General features: G+C 54.7%; 24 protein-coding genes and 1 tRNA gene. 9 read left to right on the forward strand and 16 right to left on the reverse strand.

All coding sequences use genetic code 11. The annotated features are described in order from the left end of the window. The first annotated feature begins 113 nt into the window (after positions 1–113). On the forward strand, positions 114–647 hold the full coding sequence (locus Q0746_RS06460; protein ID WP_298258444.1) for a hypothetical protein: 534 nt from the start codon (positions 114–116) through the stop codon (positions 645–647). Here the strand turns inward: Q0746_RS06460 and Q0746_RS06465 are convergent. The 7 genes from Q0746_RS06465 to Q0746_RS06495 form a co-directional block, all read right to left on the reverse strand. Further along, positions 644–1429 carry an alpha/beta hydrolase gene (locus tag Q0746_RS06465; protein ID WP_298258446.1) on the reverse strand — a complete coding sequence of 262 codons (786 nt, stop codon included), beginning with the start codon at positions 1427–1429 and terminating at the stop codon, positions 644–646. The genes Q0746_RS06460 and Q0746_RS06465 overlap by 4 nt on opposite strands. A 33-nt stretch (positions 1430–1462) precedes the next feature. Continuing rightward, positions 1463–1538: transfer RNA gene (locus tag Q0746_RS06470), tRNA-Trp, on the reverse strand. 122 nt (positions 1539–1660) lie between these two features. Continuing rightward, positions 1661–1822 carry a hypothetical protein gene (locus Q0746_RS06475; RefSeq protein ID WP_298258448.1) on the reverse strand — a complete coding sequence of 54 codons (162 nt, stop codon included), beginning with the start codon at positions 1820–1822 and terminating at the stop codon, positions 1661–1663. A gap of 248 nt (positions 1823–2070) precedes the next feature. Then, positions 2071–2736, reverse strand: a complete 666-nt coding sequence (locus Q0746_RS06480) for a CatB-related O-acetyltransferase (protein ID WP_298258450.1) — start codon at positions 2734–2736, stop codon at positions 2071–2073. 395 nt (positions 2737–3131) lie between these two features. Continuing rightward, on the reverse strand, positions 3132–3563 hold the full coding sequence (locus Q0746_RS06485) for a hypothetical protein (protein WP_298258452.1): 432 nt from the start codon (positions 3561–3563) through the stop codon (positions 3132–3134). Between the two features lie 212 nt (positions 3564–3775). Beyond that, positions 3776–4951 carry an elongation factor Tu gene (gene tuf / locus Q0746_RS06490; RefSeq protein ID WP_298258411.1) on the reverse strand — a complete coding sequence of 392 codons (1176 nt, stop codon included), beginning with the start codon at positions 4949–4951 and terminating at the stop codon, positions 3776–3778. Positions 4952–5038: 87 nt separating this feature from the next. Beyond that, positions 5039–5698: a hypothetical protein gene (locus Q0746_RS06495; RefSeq protein WP_298258454.1), complete on the reverse strand. Its 660-nt coding sequence runs from the start codon at positions 5696–5698 to the stop codon at positions 5039–5041. A 105-nt stretch (positions 5699–5803) separates the two neighbouring features. Here Q0746_RS06495 and Q0746_RS06500 point away from each other — a divergent pair, with 105 nt between their 5' ends. Then, the gene (locus Q0746_RS06500) at positions 5804–7162 is read left to right on the forward strand and encodes a cytochrome P450 (RefSeq protein ID WP_298258456.1); all 1359 of its coding nucleotides are present in this window, start codon (positions 5804–5806) and stop codon (positions 7160–7162) included. A 46-nt stretch (positions 7163–7208) separates the two neighbouring features. Here Q0746_RS06500 and Q0746_RS06505 read toward each other — a convergent pair whose 3' ends face one another. Next, the gene (locus Q0746_RS06505) at positions 7209–9551 is read right to left on the reverse strand and encodes a DNA topoisomerase IV subunit A (RefSeq protein ID WP_298258458.1); all 2343 of its coding nucleotides are present in this window, start codon (positions 9549–9551) and stop codon (positions 7209–7211) included. Between the two features lie 140 nt (positions 9552–9691). On the opposite strand from Q0746_RS06505, the gene Q0746_RS06510 reads away from it, so the two are divergent. The 6 genes from Q0746_RS06510 (at position 9692) to Q0746_RS06535 (ending at position 13799) form a co-directional block, all read left to right on the forward strand. After that, positions 9692–10216 carry an SH3 domain-containing protein gene (locus Q0746_RS06510; protein WP_298258460.1) on the forward strand — a complete coding sequence of 175 codons (525 nt, stop codon included), beginning with the start codon at positions 9692–9694 and terminating at the stop codon, positions 10214–10216. Positions 10217–10255: 39 nt separating this feature from the next. Beyond that, positions 10256–11086 carry an SDR family NAD(P)-dependent oxidoreductase gene (locus Q0746_RS06515; RefSeq protein ID WP_298258462.1) on the forward strand — a complete coding sequence of 277 codons (831 nt, stop codon included), beginning with the start codon at positions 10256–10258 and terminating at the stop codon, positions 11084–11086. A gap of 68 nt (positions 11087–11154) precedes the next feature. Further along, positions 11155–11364, forward strand: coding sequence for a twin transmembrane helix small protein (locus tag Q0746_RS06520; protein WP_298258464.1), 210 nt, complete (start codon positions 11155–11157; stop codon positions 11362–11364). A gap of 4 nt (positions 11365–11368) precedes the next feature. Then, a complete protein-coding gene (locus Q0746_RS06525; RefSeq protein WP_298258466.1) occupies positions 11369–11941 on the forward strand; it encodes a cob(I)yrinic acid a,c-diamide adenosyltransferase in 573 nt (190 codons plus the stop codon). A gap of 168 nt (positions 11942–12109) precedes the next feature. Then, entirely contained in the window at positions 12110–12871 is a 762-nt protein-coding gene (locus Q0746_RS06530) for an electron transfer flavoprotein subunit beta/FixA family protein (RefSeq protein WP_298258468.1), read from the forward strand. A gap of 1 nt (position 12872) precedes the next feature. Further along, positions 12873–13799 carry an FAD-binding protein gene (locus Q0746_RS06535; protein WP_298258471.1) on the forward strand — a complete coding sequence of 309 codons (927 nt, stop codon included), beginning with the start codon at positions 12873–12875 and terminating at the stop codon, positions 13797–13799. Between the two features lie 50 nt (positions 13800–13849). Here Q0746_RS06535 and Q0746_RS06540 read toward each other — a convergent pair whose 3' ends face one another. Further along, the gene (locus tag Q0746_RS06540; RefSeq protein WP_298258473.1) at positions 13850–14656 is read right to left on the reverse strand and encodes a DUF6473 family protein; all 807 of its coding nucleotides are present in this window, start codon (positions 14654–14656) and stop codon (positions 13850–13852) included. A gap of 160 nt (positions 14657–14816) precedes the next feature. Here Q0746_RS06540 and Q0746_RS06545 point away from each other — a divergent pair, with 160 nt between their 5' ends. Next, positions 14817–15692, forward strand: a complete 876-nt coding sequence (locus tag Q0746_RS06545) for a 3-hydroxybutyryl-CoA dehydrogenase (protein ID WP_298258475.1) — start codon at positions 14817–14819, stop codon at positions 15690–15692. Between the two features lie 3 nt (positions 15693–15695). Here the strand turns inward: Q0746_RS06545 and Q0746_RS06550 are convergent, their stop codons facing one another. The 7 genes from Q0746_RS06550 to Q0746_RS06575 are packed head-to-tail and all read right to left on the reverse strand — an operon-like array spanning position 15696 to position 21094. After that, positions 15696–16550, reverse strand: a complete 855-nt coding sequence (locus Q0746_RS06550; RefSeq protein WP_298259688.1) for a lysophospholipid acyltransferase family protein — start codon at positions 16548–16550, stop codon at positions 15696–15698. A gap of 53 nt (positions 16551–16603) precedes the next feature. After that, positions 16604–16873, reverse strand: coding sequence for an HPr family phosphocarrier protein (locus Q0746_RS06555; protein ID WP_298259690.1), 270 nt, complete (start codon positions 16871–16873; stop codon positions 16604–16606). Next, a complete protein-coding gene (locus Q0746_RS06560; RefSeq protein ID WP_298258477.1) occupies positions 16873–17265 on the reverse strand; it encodes a PTS fructose transporter subunit IIA in 393 nt (130 codons plus the stop codon). Before Q0746_RS06560 ends, Q0746_RS06555 begins: the two co-directional genes overlap by 1 nt. Positions 17266–17280: 15 nt before the next feature. Next, positions 17281–18171 (reverse strand): RNase adapter RapZ, encoded by an 891-nt coding sequence (gene rapZ / locus Q0746_RS06565; RefSeq protein ID WP_298258478.1) that lies wholly within the window; start codon positions 18169–18171, stop codon positions 17281–17283. Continuing rightward, on the reverse strand, positions 18168–18617 hold the full coding sequence (locus Q0746_RS16690) for a serine kinase (protein WP_363322742.1): 450 nt from the start codon (positions 18615–18617) through the stop codon (positions 18168–18170). Before Q0746_RS16690 ends, rapZ begins: the two co-directional genes overlap by 4 nt. 54 nt (positions 18618–18671) lie before the next feature. Continuing rightward, positions 18672–20390 carry a sensor histidine kinase gene (locus Q0746_RS06570; RefSeq protein WP_298258480.1) on the reverse strand — a complete coding sequence of 573 codons (1719 nt, stop codon included), beginning with the start codon at positions 20388–20390 and terminating at the stop codon, positions 18672–18674. 2 nt (positions 20391–20392) lie between these two features. Then, positions 20393–21094, reverse strand: coding sequence for a response regulator transcription factor (locus Q0746_RS06575; RefSeq protein WP_298258482.1), 702 nt, complete (start codon positions 21092–21094; stop codon positions 20393–20395). Between the last annotated feature and the right edge of the window lie 288 nt (positions 21095–21382).

The raw sequence follows: 21382 nt of genomic DNA on the forward strand, positions 1-21382 counted from the left end.
CGGCCCAGTTTGCAAGAGGGGGACTGAAGGAAACATATACTCACAAAAGGGTGCATTGGCGAAATACGGCAGGCTGTCCTAGCATGTGGGGGCAATCAGGAAAGCTCAATGCTATGAAAACACTTGCCCTCGCCCTCCCTTTGATCGCAGTGCTGGCTTGGCCTGTGTCAGCCCAAAACACGCCCACGTCAGAGCCGCCGATGACCCTGCCCCGCATGGCAGAGATCCTTACCGCATTGGATCCGGACGTAGAAACAGGCGGCACCGCATTCCGGCTTACGGTCTCGGATGTGCCCGTGGTGATCGTCACCGACCCACTGGCAGACCGAATGCGCGCCTTGATACCTATACGAAGCGTCGACGGCATGACCGCCGAAGAAGTGATGCGCGTGATGCAGGCAAATTTCGACACAGCACTGGATGCGCGATATGCCGTCGCGCAAGGGCAGCTATGGGCGGTGTTCATCCACCCTTTGTCTCCACTTGAAAAGGATCAGTTGATTTCGGGTCTGGGGCAGGCCGCCAATCTGGCATTGACCTACGGCACGTTGTTCACCGGAGGTGCAATGCAGTTCGGCGGCGGGGATAGCACGCAATTGCACCGAGAGTTGATCGACAAATTGCTCAAGAAAGGAGAGGAAATTTAATCCTCTTCCCGCAATCTTGCGAATTGATCCATGACCATCTGCATATAGGGCGTCCCGTCCGCGTGCGATCCGTCCAGTACTTCGCCAACCTGCGCAACATGGCCGTCAACCTTGGTATCAACAAGCGTCACCGGAGCCCCGATCTGTTGCGCCCTTGCGGCCCCCAGTTGGGCGTTCCCAATATCGATAACCTGATCGTTGGGACCGTGGATCATCAAGCATGGTGGGCCGTCGACCTCTAACCGCCAAGGATGTACAATCGCAGCACTAATGGCGACGACCGCATCTGGCCGTGATACACGCCGAACCCAAGGCATGGGCGGGTAGGCCAACGCCAAGCCGGCAATGCCCCCCGCTGAAATGCCCAAAACTCCGATCTTGCGCGATGCAATGCCGAGGCGCTCACCTTCAACCCATAGGTATTCGATCGCGTTGGAGACGTCTTCCATCGCAGCCGTAAACGCAGCGCCATAAAGGTTTGGGGACAGCTCCAAGCCAACCTTTTCGCTTCGCGTGACCTGCGCCCGAATATGTTCTTGGTCGGCCTCGGAAAACGCATCCAGTTCGGTGCGTAGCCTGTAGCTGATAGATGCCATGGCAAAGCCCGCATCCGTCAATTTCTGCGCGAAATGCCCCGTCTCTACATGGGCGCGATGCCCACGGCGAAAGCCACCACCATGTGCATAGATCACACAGGCATCGGCGGATAGGCTGTCAGGAAGGTAGAGGTCAAACTCCAGCTTGTGACGCGGGTCGTAAACTATGTCAGGGACACATTTCATGGCGACCGACGTATCCCCAGCTAGGAAACAAACTGGCAGGGGATGAGAGACTCGAACTCACGACCCTCGGTTTTGGAGACCGATGCTCTACCAACTGAGCTAATCCCCTGCGCTTATTGAAGAGGTGTTATTCAAGCATTGATCCCTTTGCAAGTCATCATCTGCTCAAAGAGGTCAGTTTTGGTGTTCTGCGCGCTTGCAGGGGCGACAGGCGCGCAGAAATGCCACGCATTACTGACGCGGCAACCCTGACAGAATGGCAATCAACGCGTCCGTTTGGGTTTCGGTCAGGGTTTCCGCTTGGGTGGGATTCGTCACCCCAGAGGTCACCGCCACAGCAGGACCAGCTGCGATACCCAAAGCAAGGCCTAGTGCAATAATTACGTTTTTCATCGTGTGTGTTCCTTTCGATGAACACTCGACACCCTTCGAGTTAGGGTCGAACCAAAACGGTCCGGCACTGCTCTATGTGGGGCAAAGCGGCGCGATTGGAAGACACGAAGTCATCGCGGTGGCTCACAGCAGTGTGAGAGGGGGCAAACTAATATCTAATGGTCTGTTTTTCATCGGAAAAATTACCTCCCACCAGCCCGCACAACGCCTGTGCAAAATAGTCGATTTCTTCGCAATATGACGCCGCATCACCCTTTTGAAGCGTTCCCAATCGCCAGCCGCAAAGCCGCCATGTCCGCCCCGCATATCTGAGCCTCCAAACGAATAATTTCCTCGATTGGCCAATCCCACCACGACAGGCCTAGCAGGTCCTCAATCGTGGCAGGATCAAACCGCATGCGGACCAACTGCGCGGGGTTTCCCGCGTAAATGGCGTAGTCCGATACAGATCCGGAAACGACGCTTCCTGCGCCAATAATCGCCCCCGAACCGATATGTGTTCCGGGAAGTATTCGCGCGCCCTGCCCGATCCAAACATCGTTACCAATCACAGTGTCTGGGCCAGGCTCCGGCATAGAAGGGCGCCCTTCATGCCCGCCGCCAAACGCCATAAAGGGAAAACTCGTAAATCCGTCATACCGATGATTTGCGGAAGACGTTATGAACTGCACGCCATCCGCAATCTGGCAGAACTTCCCAATTGTCAGGCGCTCTGGTGAAAAACCATACAAGTATGGGGCAAGCCGCGCAGCCCAGTCATCTGGTGGTTCATGCGCGCTGGCATAGCTGTAGTCACCCACATTTATTCGTGGGTGATTCAGGATGGGTTTAAGGAAAACGGTGCCAGCGTGATGGGATCCGTCTGGCAAGACCACGGGAAAGCGCTCTGTCGGCGCAGGAAAACGTTCAGACATTCGAAAAGCCTTATGTAGATCTGTAAAGTAACTAGGTCAGATCGCGGCTTAGTTCATGTCACCCTCCATCGGTTGCAAAGGTAGATTAGCACGGGAGGTGGCAGGGAAAAAGGACGCCTCCCTTCAGGCGCGGCCTTCTGTTTAGTAACAGCCGATTTGCGGGGCATCGCCAGACCGCGGGGTGGCGATGCAACACTGGTTCATACCACTTTATGGTAGATGAGCACATTCGTCATTGAGATGATGAGGTGAGGCCTCTATGTCGCCAGCCCTATCGAGCGTCTCTCACACATCTTCGATGTGTTGCCGACAACGGTCTGGCGATGCCCGGCGCGCTACGCGCTTGAATCCGGGCTAGTAGAAGTCTGGGGCTTTGTTGGGAAACTGTAATTCGGTCAATCCCCGTCGCCGGCCCTTGACGTCTCATTGCACACCAATTCGATTAACCAGCTATCGCAAAAAGATATATCGCGGTAATTCCAAGAGAATTTATCAGTCTCCGTAAAGCCTTCATCATATCCAAATTTTCTGGATGATGCGCTAGACATCAATTTGCTGAATTCTTGGCAATCGGAAACAACCGGAAAAAGGAAAGTGGTCATTCTTCCATTGGCTATCTGGTTGCGCATCTTCGAATCAACTTTCGAACTCAGCACTTCGTACAAAGTCAGAATCTGCTGATCTAATCGTTCGGTGGGAATGGATAGATCACCTTCGCAAACAAAGCGATCCTCATCCAATTCAAAAGTATTCGAATACTCGTACACACCCGCAGGCAAACTAGTGCAAACGGGTTCGCTTAGCCCCAAAAATTTCAGAAAACGCAATTTAACTTCCTTCAGAGCACACCAACACCTCATACGGCCAAATATTTGAGGAAAATGGACTCGAATGCAATGAATGCCCTAGATGAAAAAGGCCGCCCCTATGTGGAGCGGCCTTCTTTATTAGCAACCGAGTGGGGTCTCTGCTCTCATCGTTCTTACGAACGACTGCCGCAGGTCACCCACGTGGTACGCGGGCCTAGGCCCGCACCCCATTACTCAGTAATCTTAGACACAACGCCCGCGCCAACTGTGCGGCCGCCTTCGCGGATCGCGAAGCGCAGGCCTTGCTCCATCGCGATTGGTGCGATCAGCTCAACGTCGAACTTCAGGTTATCGCCTGGCATAACCATCTCGGTGCCAGCTGGAAGCTGAACTGTGCCGGTTACGTCAGTAGTCCGGAAGTAGAACTGTGGACGGTAGTTCGCGAAGAACGGTGTGTGACGACCGCCTTCTTCTTTGGTCAGAATATAGGCTTCTGCTTCGAACTTGGTGTGTGGAGTAACGGAGCCTGGCTTAACCAGAACCTGACCGCGCTCAACGCCGTCACGGTCGATGCCGCGCAACAGAACACCAACGTTATCGCCAGCTTCACCACGATCCAGCAGCTTGCGGAACATTTCAACACCAGTACAGGTGGTTTTCGCTGTGTCGCGGATACCAACGATGGACAGCTCGTCGCCCACGTTCACAACGCCACGCTCAACACGGCCAGTGACAACTGTACCACGGCCAGAGATCGAGAATACGTCCTCGATTGGCAGCAAGAACGGCTGGTCAACAGCGCGCTCTGGTGTTGGGATGTATTCGTCAACAGCAGCCATCAACTTCTTGATCGACTCTTCACCGATTTCAGGTGTCTTGCCTTCCATAGCAGCCAGTGCGGAGCCAGGGATCACAGGAATGTCGTCGCCAGGGTAGTCGTAGGAAGACAGCAGTTCGCGGATTTCCATTTCAACCAGCTCAAGCAGCTCTTCGTCGTCTACTTGGTCAACTTTGTTCATGTAGACAACCATCTTAGGGATGCCAACTTGGCGACCCAGCAGGATGTGCTCACGAGTTTGTGGCATTGGGCCGTCAGCCGCGTTCACAACCAAGATCGCGCCGTCCATTTGCGCCGCACCAGTGATCATGTTTTTCACGTAGTCAGCGTGGCCTGGGCAGTCAACGTGCGCGTAGTGACGTGTCTCTGTTTCATACTCAACGTGCGCTGTGGAGATCGTGATACCACGTGCTTTTTCTTCTGGCGCGCCGTCGATCTGGTCGTAGGCTTGGAAGTCGCCAAAGTACTTCGTGATTGCTGCTGTCAGCGTGGTTTTGCCGTGGTCAACGTGGCCGATTGTGCCGATGTTAACGTGCGGTTTAGAGCGTTCAAACTTTTCCTTAGCCATATCGGTAGGCGCCTTAAAATTAGGGGGCCACAACGACCCGGTTCACTTCGCGCGCTAGTTATGCAGGATTGACAGGAAAATCAAGCGTCAGTTATCGGCGGCCTCGTCCTCATCTGGGACTGCGACTTCCTTGTCATTCGCGGCCGTGGCCTGCGCCTTTTCGGACAGGGCTGCCAAATCGTCTTTCGCCGCCGCGTCTTTGGCCTCTTGATCCACATCCAGCCCGAATAAATCACCGTTGGATACCAGCCAACGCTCTACCGCTTTGGCAAATTGCGCCGCAAGGTTCTCCATCTGCTGATCTTTGGAATTGAAAAATCCGGAGCCGATAAATGTCTCGCCATCCAGTTGTTCCAAAACGAGAATTTGCTTGGATCGATCCTTCAATTGCGTCTTGGTTTCACTATCCCAGACATGTACCGTCACACTCATGGCGGAGCGAGGGGCCAGCGCCAGCCTCCCTCCCTTGGTGGCAAGGATGTAGCCATCAAGGCTGTAGCTTATGTGATAGAGTTTATTGCCTTCATATCGGCGGAAGCGCTTTTCGATCGCCGCCTCCAACACCTCTTCCCATTCTTCAGCAGAAGCCTCTCGGGTCACTCCCATCTTTCGTGCCTTGTCGGTAACCCCCACATTCAAGTCGAGCTTGAAATCACCCAAGTCAACTTGCTCCTCGGTGTCAGGATCGGCCACGGCACATGCCGACAGCACTGAGGCAACAACTAAAGCTGCAAAATAGGCGCGCATGTGATGGTCCCCCAAAGAAAGCGTTAGAGCTGGATACCCGAGCGGAGCAACAGGCGCAATCAAACGTCGCATTGTGGTGAGGCAATTGCCCCGTATAGTGAGGGCATGACAGACACTGCCCCCTCCTACCCGCCCCGCGTCAAACTCGTCACCGAAAAATGGGGCATGCTGCAATCCTTACGTGCGGCAAGGCGCAACCTGATCGAAATTATTCCAGAGGTAGCGCTTCATCAACCAATCGTTTCTGGAAAAATGGGGAAGCCTTGGCACATGTTGATGGACCCAGATGGCATCCGGCACGTTCTGCGTGACGGGCTGGAGGATTACCCGAAATCGGACATAACCAAAAACATTTTACGCCCCGCGATTGGGGACAGTATGTTCGTGGCAGAGGGCGCACATTGGCGCTGGCAAAGGCGCGCGGCCGCGCCGGTTTTTTCACACCGCAACGTCGCAAACCTTGCCCCGATCATGAGCAAAGCCGCCGACCGTTCTTGTGCGCGCATTGAAGCACATGTGGGCCGCGCCACAGATATGTATGCGGAGATGGTCACCTCAACCTTTGAGGTCATCTCGGATGTAACATTCTCGGGGAACGAAAGCTTTGATCGCGCGGCCATTCACAAGGCCATCGACAGCTATATCGACAGCACCGCCAAAGTGTCCTTGTTCGACATCATGGGCCTTCCCATGTGGATTCCGCGCCCAAGTCGCATGATGTCATCAGGCGGCATGAAGTCTATGAAATCCATGGCCGACAAGGTGATCAACAATAGAGCGCCCAAAGCAGAGGACGAAGTGCCCGATCTGCTGGATTTGCTCATGGCCGGCGAAGATCCTGAAACCAAGCGTTCCATGAACACCTCGGAATTGCGCGATAACCTGCTGACCTTCATCGTGGCGGGGCATGAAACCACCGCGTTGACACTTGGTTGGGCATTGTTCCTGTGTGCCTTTGACGAAACTGTCCAGACGCGCGCCCGCGCAGAAGCGCAATCCGTCTTGCAAGGGCGGACCGCCACCGAAGCCGACATCGCCCAACTGCCCTACATCCAGCAAATCATCGACGAGACCCTTCGCCTTTACCCCCCAGCCGCATTCCTGTCGCGGACCGCACAAAAGCAAGACGAACTATGCGGTCGCCCCATCGCCCCCGGCGACACGGTGATGTTGCCCGTCTATGCGCTTCACCGCTCTCGACTGTTGTGGGACGATCCCGATGCGTTTGATCCGGACCGCTTTGCCAAAGACAATAAAATCGACCGCTTCGCCTACCTGCCCTTTGGCGATGGGCCACGGGTCTGCATCGGCATGAGTTTCGCAGTGCAAGAGGCAGTGATCATCCTCGCCACGATCCTGTCGCGGTTCAAGTTTACAAGAGTAAAGGGCAAAGACCCTGAACCCGTGTTGATCTTGACCCTAAGGCCAGAAGGTGGCGTTTGGCTGAACGTGGAGAAAGCCTAGCGAGGGCACATTCGCTCCCGGCTTGACGCCCCCGATGCCTGCCGGTTTAGCTAAACTTGTAGTTCTTCGGGAAACCGTAAGGTGGGCGTTTGCCCACGCCAGCGCGCTTGCCCAGCCACTCTGACAAGTCAGGCTCGTGGCGGGTTTTGCCGCCGCCCATGCCCCATGTCAGGCCTTCATCCCATTGGAAGGTCGTCAGGTCGGACAGACCGCCGTCCAACTCAAGCGAGCCCTGCTTGCCCCTAGCCATATTGTACTTTTGCAAGCGCACACCTTTGCCGCGCCCCATTTCGGGCAGCTCTGAGGACGGGAAGACCAAGAATTTGCCATTTTCACTGACAATCGCCACGTGGTCACCGGTCGCAGGTTTACAGATGACCGCGCGCACATTGTCTTTGACGTTAAGCACCTGTTTACCTGTGCGGGTCTGCGCCACGATATCGTCCTCAGGTACGACAAAACCGTTGCCCTCAGACGACGCCACCAACAGCTTGCGGCCCGGGACATGAATAAACATGTCAACGATCTCGGCCTCATTGGGCAAATCAACCATCAATCGCAATGGCTCGCCCATGCCGCGCCCGCCGGGAAGGTTGGCGGCAAGTACTGTGTAGAAGCGCCCGTTCGAGCCAAAGACCAACAGGCGGTCGGTGGTTTCCGCATGGAAGATAAAGCGGCCTTCGTCACCGTCCTTGAACTTCAATTCGCGGTTCAGGTCGATATGGCCCGTCATCGCACGCACCCACCCCATCTTGGAGCATACAATCGTCACCGGCTCGCGGTCGATCATCGCCTCCAGAGGCACCTCGGCAATTTCGGTGGCCTCAGCAAACAACGTGCGGCGCGCGCCACCTGTGCTGTCCTTGCCAAAGAGTTTGCGCACTTCGCGCAGTTGTTCGGTGATCTTTTTCCATTGCAAATCTTCGCTGTCGAGCAAGTCTTCAAGGCCCGCACGTTCCAGCATCAATTCGTCACGCTCGCGCTTCAATTCCATCTCTTCGAGACGACGCAACGACCGCAAGCGCATATTCAAAATCGCATCGGCCTGAACTTCGGTCAAAGACACATCACCCGTGCGCGAAGACGGCCCGACATAGTCTTTCTCGTCCATTGCCCGAGGGTGAGTTTTGTCCCAATCCTCGTACATCAACGCTGTTTTTGGGTCGTCATCATAGCGGATGATGTCGATCACTCGGTCAAGGTTCAAGAAGGCAAGAATGAAGCCTTCCAGCACTTCCAAACGATGGTCAATCTTTTGCAACCGGTGCTGCGACCGGCGTTGTAAAACCTCGCGCCGGTGATCAAGGAAGGCGCGCAACACCTCCTTCAGCGAACACACCTTAGGCGTGCGCCCGTCGATCAGCACGTTCATGTTCAGTGAGAACCGTACCTCAAGGTCGGAGCTTTTGAACATCATGCCCATCAGAACCTCTGGGTCGACATTCTTCGACTTTGGCTCCAGCACAACGCGGATGTCTTCGGCACTTTCGTCTCGAATATCGGCAAGGATCGGGACCTTCTTGGTCTGGATCACTTCGGCGATTTTCTCGATCAGCTTGGACTTTTGCACCTGATACGGGATCTCGGTGATTACAATTTGCCACAATCCGCGACCAAGGTCTTCAACTTCCCATTTGGAACGCAACCGGAATGAGCCACGCCCTGTGCGGTAGGCCTCGAGGATGTTTTCCCGCGGCTCGACAATGGTACCGCCGGTTGGAAAATCAGGGCCAGGTACGTGGTCAAGTAATGTCTCGTCGCGGGCGTTTGGCGACTTGATCAAATGCACACAAGCACTGATCAATTCATCAACGTTATGAGGCGGGATGTTCGTCGCCATCCCCACCGCGATCCCGCTGGAGCCGTTGGCCAACAAGTTCGGGAAGGTGGCAGGCAGCACGGCCGGCTCTTCCAACGTACCGTCGTAATTTGGGCGGTAATCAACCGCGTCTTCATTCAGCCCTTCCAGAAGCGCCTCGGCGACGGCGGTCATGCGCGCCTCTGTATACCGCGCCGCAGCTGGGTTATCGCCGTCGATGTTCCCAAAGTTTCCTTGGCCGTCGACCAGTGGATAACGGACGTTAAAATCCTGCGCCAATCGCGCCATCGCGTCGTAGATCGCCGCGTCGCCATGCGGGTGATAGTTGCCCATCACGTCGCCGGAAATTTTAGCAGACTTCCGAAAGCCCCCGTTTGACGCCAATTTCAATTCGCGCATTGCATATAAAATGCGGCGGTGAACCGGTTTCAGGCCGTCGCGCGCATCCGGCAGGGCGCGGTGCATAATCGTCGAAAGCGCATAGGTTAAGTAGCGCTCGCCAATTGCACGGCGAAGCGGTTCGGCCAATTCTGTTGGCTCTATTTCGGGGGTGTCGGCGTTGTCTGACATAAATGCTGTGTAGCGTCACAATTCCGAAGCGTAAAGCCGCGAGATTTTTTATCCGCAGGGGAGCAATTTAGATCGTTTCCCCGTTGCCTCTTTGTGGTAGTATGCGAAAAGCATCAAAACGCCTCGGGGGGGATGAATAGATGTTCAAATGGGTCGTCGGACTTTGCGCAATTATGTACTTGGCTTTGGTCACAATTGGCGAGCCAACAAAAGAAGAGCTGGCGGAACGTAAGCTGCGTGATGAACAAATCGCGGCCCGCACTGTAAAACCAACGCCAGCGCCGCCTGTCATTCTTCAAACTTCCGCGAATGCCGCGCCGGTAGAGGCAACGCCCGCCGTTGCAGATGCGTCGGCTACCGCTGAAATCACAACGCCGTTGCTGGTCTCTGCCACGACCGGCGCCACTGCCCCTGCTGAAGCAGAACCGGTGACGACTCAAGCAATCGCACCCGCCCCCACCAACACATCCATCCGCCGCGTCACCGGAAAGCGCGTGAACCTGCGCGCAGGGCCCTCGACCACTTCGGAAATTGTAGGTCGCGCGGTCCGTGATGATAGCGCCGAGGTAGTCGAGTTGTTGCCAAGTGGTTGGGCCAAAGTCTACATTTTGGAAACCGGCATCGAGGCCTATATTTCCTCGCAGTTCCTATCAGACGCGGGCTAATCGCCTGAAAAGACCATACTCTTTGAAACCGAAAGCATTATGACACGCAAATCCATTTTGATCACCGGCTGTTCCTCTGGGATCGGCTATGACACCGCTCATTCTTTACACAAACGCGGTTGGAGAGTTTTCGCGACCTGCCGAAAGCAAAGCGACTGTGATCGGTTGATTGCCGAGGGGCTGGAAAGCTTTGTGCTCGACCAAGCCGATGCTGCCTCCATGACAGCGGCCCTTGCCGAAACCCTTAACCGTACTGGCGGCACATTGGATGCATTGTTCAATAACGCTGCCTTTGGGGTTCCGGGTGCGGTCGAAGACTTGCCGACCGACGCCCTGCGGTCCATTTTTGAGACGAACCTGTTTGGCTACCACGAATTGACCCGCCAAGTGATCCCGATCATGCGGGCCCAAGGGCATGGGCGCATCCTGAATTGCTCTTCCGTTTTGGGGTTTGTCACGATGAAGTGGCGCGGCGCCTACAACAGCACCAAGTTCGCAATGGAAGGTCTGACCGATACATTGCGCATAGAAATGCGCGGCACAGGCATCGATGTCATTCTAATCCAACCAGGGCCGATCACCTCTAAAATTCGCCAAAACTCCATCCCGCATTTTGAGAAATGGATCGACTGGAAATCTTCGGTGCGCAAATCTCAATATGAGGAAACGCTGGTAAAACGGCTATATGAGGATCGCGGCCCCGACACGTTCGAATTGCCCGCCTCCGCCGTGAGTGACCAAGTTTGGCGGGCCCTCACCGACAACACCCCAAGTGCGCGCTACAAGATCACCACCCCTACGTTCCTGATGGCGGTCCTCAAACGCATTCTGCCCACCCGCCTTCTTGATTGGCTAATTGATCGCATGTGATTCCTGTTCGCTTTTGGTCTATGCTGGGGTAAATGCAGCCCACCGAATTCCTCACGAGGACCAAAACTATGATCAACGATCCGCTTTTCATTGTCGTCGCCCTAGCCTGCGCTGTGGTGCTGATCATTTTGCTCGCGGGCATTGGAACCTTCGCCAAGGGCGGGGACTTCAATCGAAAACACGCCAATCGCCTTATGCGGTACCGCGTCGCGGCGCAGTTTGTTGCGGTGATCCTTATTCTGGTGTTCGTCTTTGTCCGTCGCTTGGGAGGCGCATAGATTTATGGTCGTCTTGAACAAAATTTACACCAGAACCGGTGACGCAGGTGAAACGGCGCTTGGCAATGGTGCTCGGGTTGCGAAGCACTCCCAAAGGGTCAACGCCTACGGGACGGTTGACGAAACTAATGCGACAGTTGGTTTGGCACGCCACTACGCCGATGGCGAGATGGATGCGCAATTGGCAATGATCCAAAATGACCTCTTCGATCTGGGGGCGGACCTGTGCCGGCCAGATATGGAGAAGGATGCCGACGCGGAGTATCAACCTCTGCGAATTGCGGCCAATCAGGTGTCCCGTCTGGAGGCCGAGATCGACGCAATGAACGCAGCGTTGGAGCCTTTGCGGTCCTTTATTTTGCCCGGAGGCTCGGCACTGGCCGCCCAGCTTCATCTTTGCCGCACCGTTTCACGCCGCGCAGAGCGCCTGTCCGTGGAGCTCGCGACGGTGGAATCAGTAAATCCAGACGCCATCAAATACCTAAATCGTCTGTCGGATTGGTTCTTCGTCGCCTCCCGAATCTCCAACAACGACGGGAAAGATGACGTGCTCTGGGTTCCCGGAGCAAATCGGTAGCGCAAACATCTTGCCTTTGTGAAATTTTTGGTCTTTTTTTCATCAATACGGCGCGACATATGGCGTCCGTGTCGATTTTGGCCTGTTTTCCGCGGCGTGCCTCCGGTATCTCGGAAACTGGAAATTTAGCGCGTCCACTCCGGACGCTTATCTAGGGAGATACCGCAGATGAAGGTCCTCGTACCCGTCAAACGCGTCATCGACTATAACGTGAAGGTTCGTGTAAAAGCGGACGGTAGCGGTGTCGATCTCGCGAACGTCAAAATGTCCATGAACCCGTTCGACGAAATTGCCGTCGAACAGGCTATCCGCCTCAAAGAGGCTGGCAAAGCCGAAGAGATCGTAGCGGTTTCCATTGGCGTTAAGCAAAACCAAGAAACACTGCGCACAGCGCTCGCAATGGGCGCCGATCGCGCGATCCTCATTGTCGCGGCCGATGATGTGCATGATGACATCGAGCCATTGGCCGTCGCCAAGCTGCTCAAAGCCGTGGTTGAAGAAGAGCAACCTGGCCTTGTACTATGCGGCAAACAGGCGATCGACAACGACATGAACGCGACAGGTCAAATGCTGTCTGCGCTTTTGGGTTGGTCCCAAGCAACATTCGCATCCGAGCTGGACATTGATGGCGACCAAGCCGTCGTGACCCGCGAAGTGGACGGCGGCTTGCAAACCATCAAAGTGAACATGCCCACGGTCGCGACTGTCGACCTGCGCTTGAACGAGCCGCGCTATGCGTCTTTGCCAAACATCATGAAAGCTAAGAAAAAGCCTTTGGATGAAAAGGCCGCTGCTGATTACGGCGTAGATGTTGCGAACCGCCTGACGGTTGTAAAAACATCCGAGCCTGAAAGCCGCAAAGCCGGTGTAAAAGTTGCATCCGTAGACGAGCTGGTTGCGAAACTCAAAGACGAAGCGGGGGTTTTGTAAAATGGCTGTTCTTCTAATTGCTGAAACAACCGGAGCAGATTTGGCCGTAGACGCCACTGCAAAAGGTGTGACCGCTGCCAAAGCCATGGGCGATGTGACCGTTTTGGTTGCAGGTTCCGGCTGTGCCGCAGCTGCCGATGCCGCCGCCAAACTGGACGGTGTATCCAAAGTTCTGCTGGCGGATGACGCTGCATATGCGAACGACTTGGCCGAGCCTTTGGCCGATTTGATCATCTCACTGGCAGGTGACTTTGAGCAAATCGTGGCGCCTTCCACGGCCTCTGCGAAGAACGTGCTTCCGCGCGTCGCGGCCCTGTTGGATGCCATGATGATCTCGGATGTGACTGCCGTAGTGGATGGCAACACCTTTGAGCGCCCGATCTACGCGGGCAACGCGATCCAAACCGTTCAGTCAAACGATGGCAAAAAAGTTCTGACAGTCCGCACTGCGAACTTCGACGCGGCCGGTGAAGGCGGGTCTGCATCTGTCGAGGCTGCGGCTGCAGCTGCAAACCCTGGCTTGTCGTCTTGGGTTGAAGACAAGGTTGCAGAGTCTGATCGCCCAGAACTTACCTCCGCGGGCATCGTCGTATCCGGCGGTCGCGGCGTTGGCTCCGAGGACGACTTCGCATTGATCGAAAAACTGGCTGACAAGCTTGGGGCCGCCGTAGGCGCATCCCGTGCGGCTGTTGACAGTGGCTATGCACCGAACGACTGGCAAGTTGGTCAGACCGGCAAGGTTGTGGCTCCGGATCTCTACATTGCGGTCGGTATTTCCGGCGCAATCCAGCACTTGGCTGGTATGAAAGACTCCAAAGTCATCGTCGCCATCAACAAAGACGAGGAAGCCCCGATTTTCCAAGTCGCAGACTACGGTCTGGTCGCCGACTTGTTCGACGCGGTGCCTGCCTTGATCGACGCGATCTAGGCCTCTTCTACATCATGTAAAAGGGCTCGCCATTGGCGGGCCCTTTTTTGTTACAAGACGTCAAGCAAACGCTCTGCGATCATTTGATGCGTTGAGGGGCCTATCATTTCCTTTGCGGCTGGGGCTTCCATCTCACTGTAGATCATGCCGTCCATCATCCCGCGCTCATTGGCGATATTCACCTCGACGATCTCATCGACTAGGCCGCTCAATCGTCCGACCAGCGGGGCATCCAAAAACAGCGGCTCTGGCCCAAGATCAACAGCAGAGGACAACTCCGGTTGTGGCTCGCGCAACCAAAGAAGGATACATCGCCCGTTGATCTGGCGGATCATCAGCTCCATTCGTGCGATCCAAGCCGTGCGCAGCTCCATCTCGATTGCAGCAAAGCGTTGGGCAGATATGCCTTTCAGGGTTGTTAGCATATGCCGTGTGAAGGAAAATTCGCTGAAATCGACTTCGCGGTAGATTGACATCAACAGTGCCGACGCTTTCAAGAACCGGTCATTCCTGCGCGCGTGAACCATGTAGTAGCGGTTCGACATATTTTGCGCGCCCATGACTTGTATAACAGTCGTTTTCGCTTTGCTGCACAGCCCCATCAATGATGGGTCATGCACAAATGCATCGACCCCCGCGTTCACCGCGCTAAAATTGGGGCAGGGCATTCCCTTCGCATTTTCCACGATTTCTACAAACGGATGCTCAACAAACTTCCCGTAGGTTTCTGTACCCCCAATGAAGGAAATATATTCCTTCTTAAGACTGCGCCTTGGTCCTCGGAACAGCAGTTTCGACTGACCGTAACGGCATTGATTGTAATTTAATGGACTAGCGTCCGCTCTTTCATAGGCCATTGCCCCACCTCTTTTCGACTCACCCAACCTCACATTCGCAGTGACCCGTTGCCAAAAAGCTAAAGTGTTAATTTCTTAAAACTTTTAGCTTTCCCACGCCCCCTTGCGCCCCGTGTGAACAGAGGCCTATCTTGTCGCGAACCGGATGGAGAATGCGGAAATGGAAATCTCAAAAGTTGGTGTCATCGGCGCAGGCCAAATGGGAAATGGCATTGCACATGTGTTTGCATTGTCTGGCTATAAAGTTTTGATCAACGACATTTCGCAAGACAATTTGGATGCAGCGATTGAGGTCATAAAAGGCAATTTAGATCGTCAGGTCAGCCGAGAAAAGATCTCTGCCGAAGATCGCGCTGCCGCTATGGCCAACATCACGACCACACTTGTGTTGTCGGACTTGGGGCCATCCGATTTGATTATCGAGGCCGCAACTGAACGTGAAACAGTTAAAACCGCGATCTTTGAAGAGTTGATACCGCATCTACGCCCCCATACAATTTTGACGTCGAACACATCGTCGATTTCGATCACACGGCTGGCTTCACGCACGGACCGTCCTGAAAAATTCATGGGGTTCCACTTCATGAACCCTGTACCGATCATGCAATTGGTAGAGCTGATCCGCGGCATTGCGACCGATACGGAAACTTTCGAGGCCTGTTTGGCAGTGGTTGAAAAGCTGGGGAAAACAGCAGCCCGCGCCGAGGATTTTCCCGCCTTCATCGTAAACCGCATCCTGATGCCAATGATCAACGAGGCCGTCTATACGCTTTATGAAGGGGTCGGTTCGGTCACATCCATCGATCAGTCGCTCAAATTGGGTGCAAATCACCCGATGGGGCCGCTGGAGCTTGCCGATTTCATTGGTCTCGACACCTGTCTTGCGATCATGAATGTGCTGCATGACGGGTTGGCGGACACCAAGTACCGTCCCTGCCCTTTGCTCACAAAATATGTCGAAGCCGGTTGGCTCGGTCGCAAGACGCAACGCGGGTTCTACGATTACCGCCAAGATCCCCCCGTGCCGACGCGATAGGCCTTACTTCTTGGCCAGCGCCTTCAGTGCGAGTGTTTTCTCCCGAAGCCAAGCGACAAAGCCGCGTGGATTGCTGACCCATTCCTTGATCTCCTCTGGATCAATTGGGGTCCCCACAACTGGGGCTTGGGGCTTGTAAAGCGCGTGACGCACTTCGTAGATCAGTAACCCTTGGCGCAGGGTTGCGGACAATCTGTTGGCAATTTGATAGGCGCGCGAGTTCTGACCTTGAAAATAGATCGGCACGACTTTGGCGCCGGACCGGTGGATCATCTTGGCGGTAAACGGGTTCCATTCGGCCTCGATTGCGGGCCCAAACGCAGTCTCTGACGTGGCGACGACACCTGACGGGAACAACACGATGGCTCCGCCGTCTTTCAGATGCTCCATCGCTTTGCGCCGCATTTCCAGGTTCTTTTGAAGGGCGTCATCCTCATGTGGAAATGGCACCGGAATCATGAACATGTCGATCGCGTTCACACCCGTCAGCAAAGAGCGGGTCAGAATTTTGTAATCGGTGCGCACTCGGCCGATAAGTTCGGCCAAAACCATACCATCCACCAGCCCATGCGGGTGGTTGGCGACAAAAATAACCGGACCATCTTTTGGGATGTTGTCGATCTGATCTTGCGGAGTTTGCAGCTCGATGCCCATCACATCCAATGCATCACGCCAAAACCCTTGGCCAAACTTGACCCCGCCTCGCTCGAACTTACGGATCAAAAACAGAAGGTGCAGCTTTCCGGTGAACAGCTCCATCACTCGGATGGCATTGGCTTTCCACGGATTGGTAAACGTGTTCGCGTAGGACAGGTTGCGCTTGTCGTAGGCCACATATTCAGGATGGTCGAAGGGCAAGTCCTCCGTCCGAGGTGCCTCATCAGGCGCACCGCTGATATCTTGATCAGAGCTCAATTTCCTTCGCCAAACTTATCGGCAATCAAGGCTGACAAAGCGTCCAGAACCCCTTGTGCATCAGCACCTTCGGTTCGCACCTCAATTGAGGTCCCGCGCGACGCCGCCAACATCAGCAGCCCCATAATGCTATCACCGGAGACATCCATGCCGTCTTTGCAAACGGTCACACGGGCATCAAAGCCTTCTACAACTTCAACGAATTTGGCGCTTGCGCGCGCATGAAGGCCCTTCTCATTGATGATATCAAGTGTGCGTTCAATCATCATTCTACCGACCCGTCAAAACTGTTAATATACTTACGCCCTGCGTCCATCGCGAGCGCCACCGCAGTGTCGACGCTGGTGGTGCGCGATTTCGCGAGCTTGATCAGCATGGGCAAGTTCGCCCCATACAAAATACGTCTATTTTCGGGGCTACACGCCAACAAGGACAAATTGGAAGGCGAGCCGCCAAACATATCTGTAACAACAACAACCCCATCCCCGTCATCCACAGAGTCTGCGGCTTGGCAGATTTCGGATTGCTTGTCGGAGCGGTCGTGGTTCTCTTCGATGGTAATTGCGCGAATGCCGGTTTGTTTGCCGACGACATGCTCAACGGCTGACAAGTATTCCCTTGCCAGCCCGCCATGTGCGACGATGACTATTCCGATCACCCGACAAACATCCCGTTACATTTCCCCAACACCGGACTTGGTCCGGCGTTCTAATTCTCGATGCCTTATAGACACCTGCCAACCCTTATTTGCAAGGCCCTTAGCCATCATTTCCGCAACGGCAACGGATCGGTGCTTTCCACCCGTGCATCCCAGACCGATTGTGAGGTAAGATTTCCCTTCATCATGGAATGCGGGCAGCAACATCAATGTGAGATCCATGATTTTAGTGAAAAAGGGCGACAATCGTTCGTCTTGCGCAACATAGGCCACCACGTTTTCCTCTTGGCCCGTCAAGTCTCTTAAGTTCGGGTCCCAATGAGGGTTTCGCAGGAAGCGGCAGTCAAATGCCATGTCCACCCCATGTGGAACTCCGCGCTTGTAGGAGAAAGAATTCACCAATACGGACAAGCCCTTGTCATCAGGAGTGCCGAAAAGTTTGCCAAGCTCATCACGCAATTCATGAGGGGACAGATCAGACGTGTCGATAACCACATCACTTCGCGATTGAATAGCCCCCAGAAGCTCGCGTTCGCGTTGCAGCCCGTCCATCAAACCCTCGTTCGGGGCCATCGGATGCGGGCGCCGGCTCTCAGAATACCTGCGTACAAGAACGTCTTCGCGCGCATTCAGATAAAGCAAACTCACTTCCGAGCTGACTTGCCCAGGCAGGGCTTCCACAAGCTGCATCAAAGCCCTAGTCGTGAAATCACGGTTCCGGACATCAACGCCCAAAGCGATGGACCGCGACAAAGGAGCCCCGCTCAGCAATCGCGGGATCATGGACAATGGCAAATTGTCGATCGCCTCATACCCCATATCCTCCAACGCGTTGATCGCGGTACTGCGTCCGGCACCCGAAGGGCCAGTCACAATCACAATCTGATGCGGGGGTTTTTGGTTCATGTGTTTATTGAACCGTGAAAACCAAACTTTAGAAAGTGCAAAAGCGCCGCTGCCAAGTTTGTTTGATCACTCTTTTGTATCAACGGCAGCGGGGTTCCTGCGAAATCGACGTATCGTCGAACTGGCAGTCGTTCCTGTGACGCACCCTCCAGATCAACCACGCCCACCAATCGGGCCTCATCCGCGCAAGGGGCCGACAGCAGTCCAATTCCGCGAGCTTCTATCGCTTGCGGCAAGTTTGGAGGTCGGCGAACCGCCACATATTCACCACAGATTGAGATGTCACAGCGATCGTCAGCAACTAACTCCGCTCCCAAGGCCATCAATTCCAGTGCCAAGGTGGATTTCCCTATCCCCGCACGGCCCACAAGCAAAAGACCGTTGCCCACTAGGGACACGCAGGTCGCATGCAATTGGCACGGGAGGGGAGGACATTGAAACGCCATAGCTGAAACTAGAACGGATCCGAAGTGACGCCCAGACGATTCTAAGAAAAACTGCTAGGTTGGAAGACCCACCACGAAGCGCGCGCCAAGGGGCTCGGAGGTGACGTCAGCGTCGGTAGGGCGAATGTTCTCAGCCCAGATCACTCCACCATGTGCTTCGATGATCTGCTTGGAAATAGCCAAACCAAGGCCAGAGTGGTTACCGAACTGTCGTTCAGGGCGTTCGGAGTAGAACCGGTTAAAGACTTTGTTCAACGCCTGCTCTGGAATTCCGGGGCCAGTGTCTTCAACGACGACCAGAACACGGTTATCGCGACGGCGCGCCCAAATGCGAACGGCATCCCCGTCTTCGCAAAAAGATGTGGCGTTGGTAATAAGGTTTACAAACACCTGCGCCAAACGCGCTTCAAGTCCGTGAATGACAATCGATTCATCCGGTACATCTTTGATGAATTCGACACCGTTTTCAGCGGCCTGCTGACCTAGGTATTCAGACAGGTTATTGATCATGCGCATAAGGTCGAACGGCTCTTCGTCCTCTTTCACCAATTCGCTGTCCAGTCTGGACGCATTGGAAATGTCGCTCACCAGACGGTCCAACCGGCGCACGTCATGTTCGATCACATCCAGAAGGCGGCCGCGCTGTTCATCGGTCTTGGCGACGTGAAGCGTTCCGACTGCAGAGCGCAACGATGCAAGCGGGTTCTTAATTTCATGCGCCACATCTGCCGCAAATTGCTCATTGGCATCGATGCGTTCATAGAGCGCTGATACCATGCCACGCATCGCACCAGACAAGCGGCCAATCTCATCAGGTCGTGCGGTGAGGTCAGGAATTCTCACGCGGCTTGGGCTCACCTTACGGGCGTTCTTATCTTGCCCCAACTCCGCTGCTGCCGCGAGATCGGACAAAGGGTTCGCGATGGTTGAGGCCAGAACTAGGCTCAACCCAATGGATACGAGGATTGCAATCACAAACATCTGCAACACCTGCTCGCGCTCACTCCGCACCAGTTGATCAATCTGCCCTGCAACCGTAGACAAAGCGATCACACCAACGACAGCTCCGTTACGTTCTATCGGAGTAGCGACCGAGAAAATGCTGCCGCCTGCGCCATCTTGGCCCGTCCGGTTTAACGTGGATCCGGAAATGGCTTCGGCCAGCAGGTTGCGCGCTTCTTCTTCGCCGGAAATACTTGGTTCGCGGGATGTTGATGCCCCGAACGCACCTGAGATGGATTCCCAAACACTGTTCAAGAATCCTGTAATCACGGTCCCGTTTCGATCATTCGCCAGCCCTTCGGTTCCCGACAGTTCCGGACGGTCGGCCCCAAGGGTGCTGGCAAGCAAGTCTTCCTCCGGAGAGAAAACATAAACTTCTACCCCCGGCGCAATATCTAAGGCGCTTAGGGTCGCTGCGGGATTGGCCAGTTCAGCTTCATCGCCGGAAATCGCCAATTGCGCCTCGAAAACATCTGCGATGAGTTGCGCCTCAGAGACCAAAGCCACTTCGCGCTGCGCCACAAGACTGTCGCGAAAGGGGTTTAGAAACAAAACACCTGCAACCAATAGCACCAAGGCCAACAGGTTGAAGGTGATGATTTTGCGTGCCAAGGGGGACCGGTTCAGCGAAATCAGATTTCGCTTCTCCCGTTTGGTCTTGAGCTCCTGCTCGACGCTGTCTCCAGACCGCGTCCAGTCTTCGCCCATTACCAATTCCGCGTTATTCGCTGGCCTAGAATTTGCCACAGAAAACCTCGACACCAATGACATAGTTACTCTTCGTTATATCTGTAACCGATGCCGTAGAGGGTCTCAATCGCAGAGAACTCATCATCCGCCGTGCGCATCTTTTTGCGCAGCCGCTTGATGTGGCTATCAATCGTGCGGTCATCAACATAGACCTGATCGTCATAGGCGACGTCCATCAACTGATCGCGTGATTTCACGAAGCCGGGTCGTTGCGCCAGCGCCTGCAAAAGCAAGAATTCGGTCACTGTCAGTGAAACATCGTTGCCTTTCCATGTCACCGTATGGCGCAATGGATCCATTGTCAGATCGCCGCGCACCATAGTTTGTGCCACTTCGCCTTCGCCGGCATCATCCTTGGCAATAGCTTCCTTGCGGCGCAGGATCGTGCGAATACGCTCAACCAGCAACCGTTGTGAAAACGGTTTGCGCACGTAGTCGTCCGCCCCCATCCGCAGGCCCAGAACTTCGTCAATCTCATCATCTTTAGAGGTGAGGAAGATCACAGGAACTTCGGACTTTTGCCGCAGACGCTGCAACAGGTCCATACCATCCATGCGCGGCATCTTGATATCAAGAACCGCCATATCCGGCATCTTACGGGAAAACGCATCCAGGGCGCTTTGACCGTCATTATATGTTTCAACCTCGAAGCCTTCGGCCTCAAGGGTCATTTGAACGGACGTCAGAATGTTCCTGTCGTCGTCCACCAACGCAATTTTGGACATTGGGGATCCCTTTGTGCTGCTCGTTGCTCTTATTTTTTCACTACCATCTGCGTTTGGAGCCGCAGAATCAACGAAATAGTGGCGAATCAGGGCACCGTCCCCTTCATTTGAGCATTTGCGGCCTAATGTTTGACTAATTTGCCGCACCTGACGCCCATGATAACGCTATCACACGGCCCTCCGCCGGTTTCCTCAGAAAAGTGACGTGCTATATGGAAGGAGGTCGCCCCGCCGGGGTGATCGCCGCGGCCACAACGGCCCGTCGGCACCAAGATATGCGGACAATGT

It is taken from the genome of uncultured Litoreibacter sp., assembly GCF_947487515.1.
GTDB lineage: Bacteria > Pseudomonadota > Alphaproteobacteria > Rhodobacterales > Rhodobacteraceae > Litoreibacter.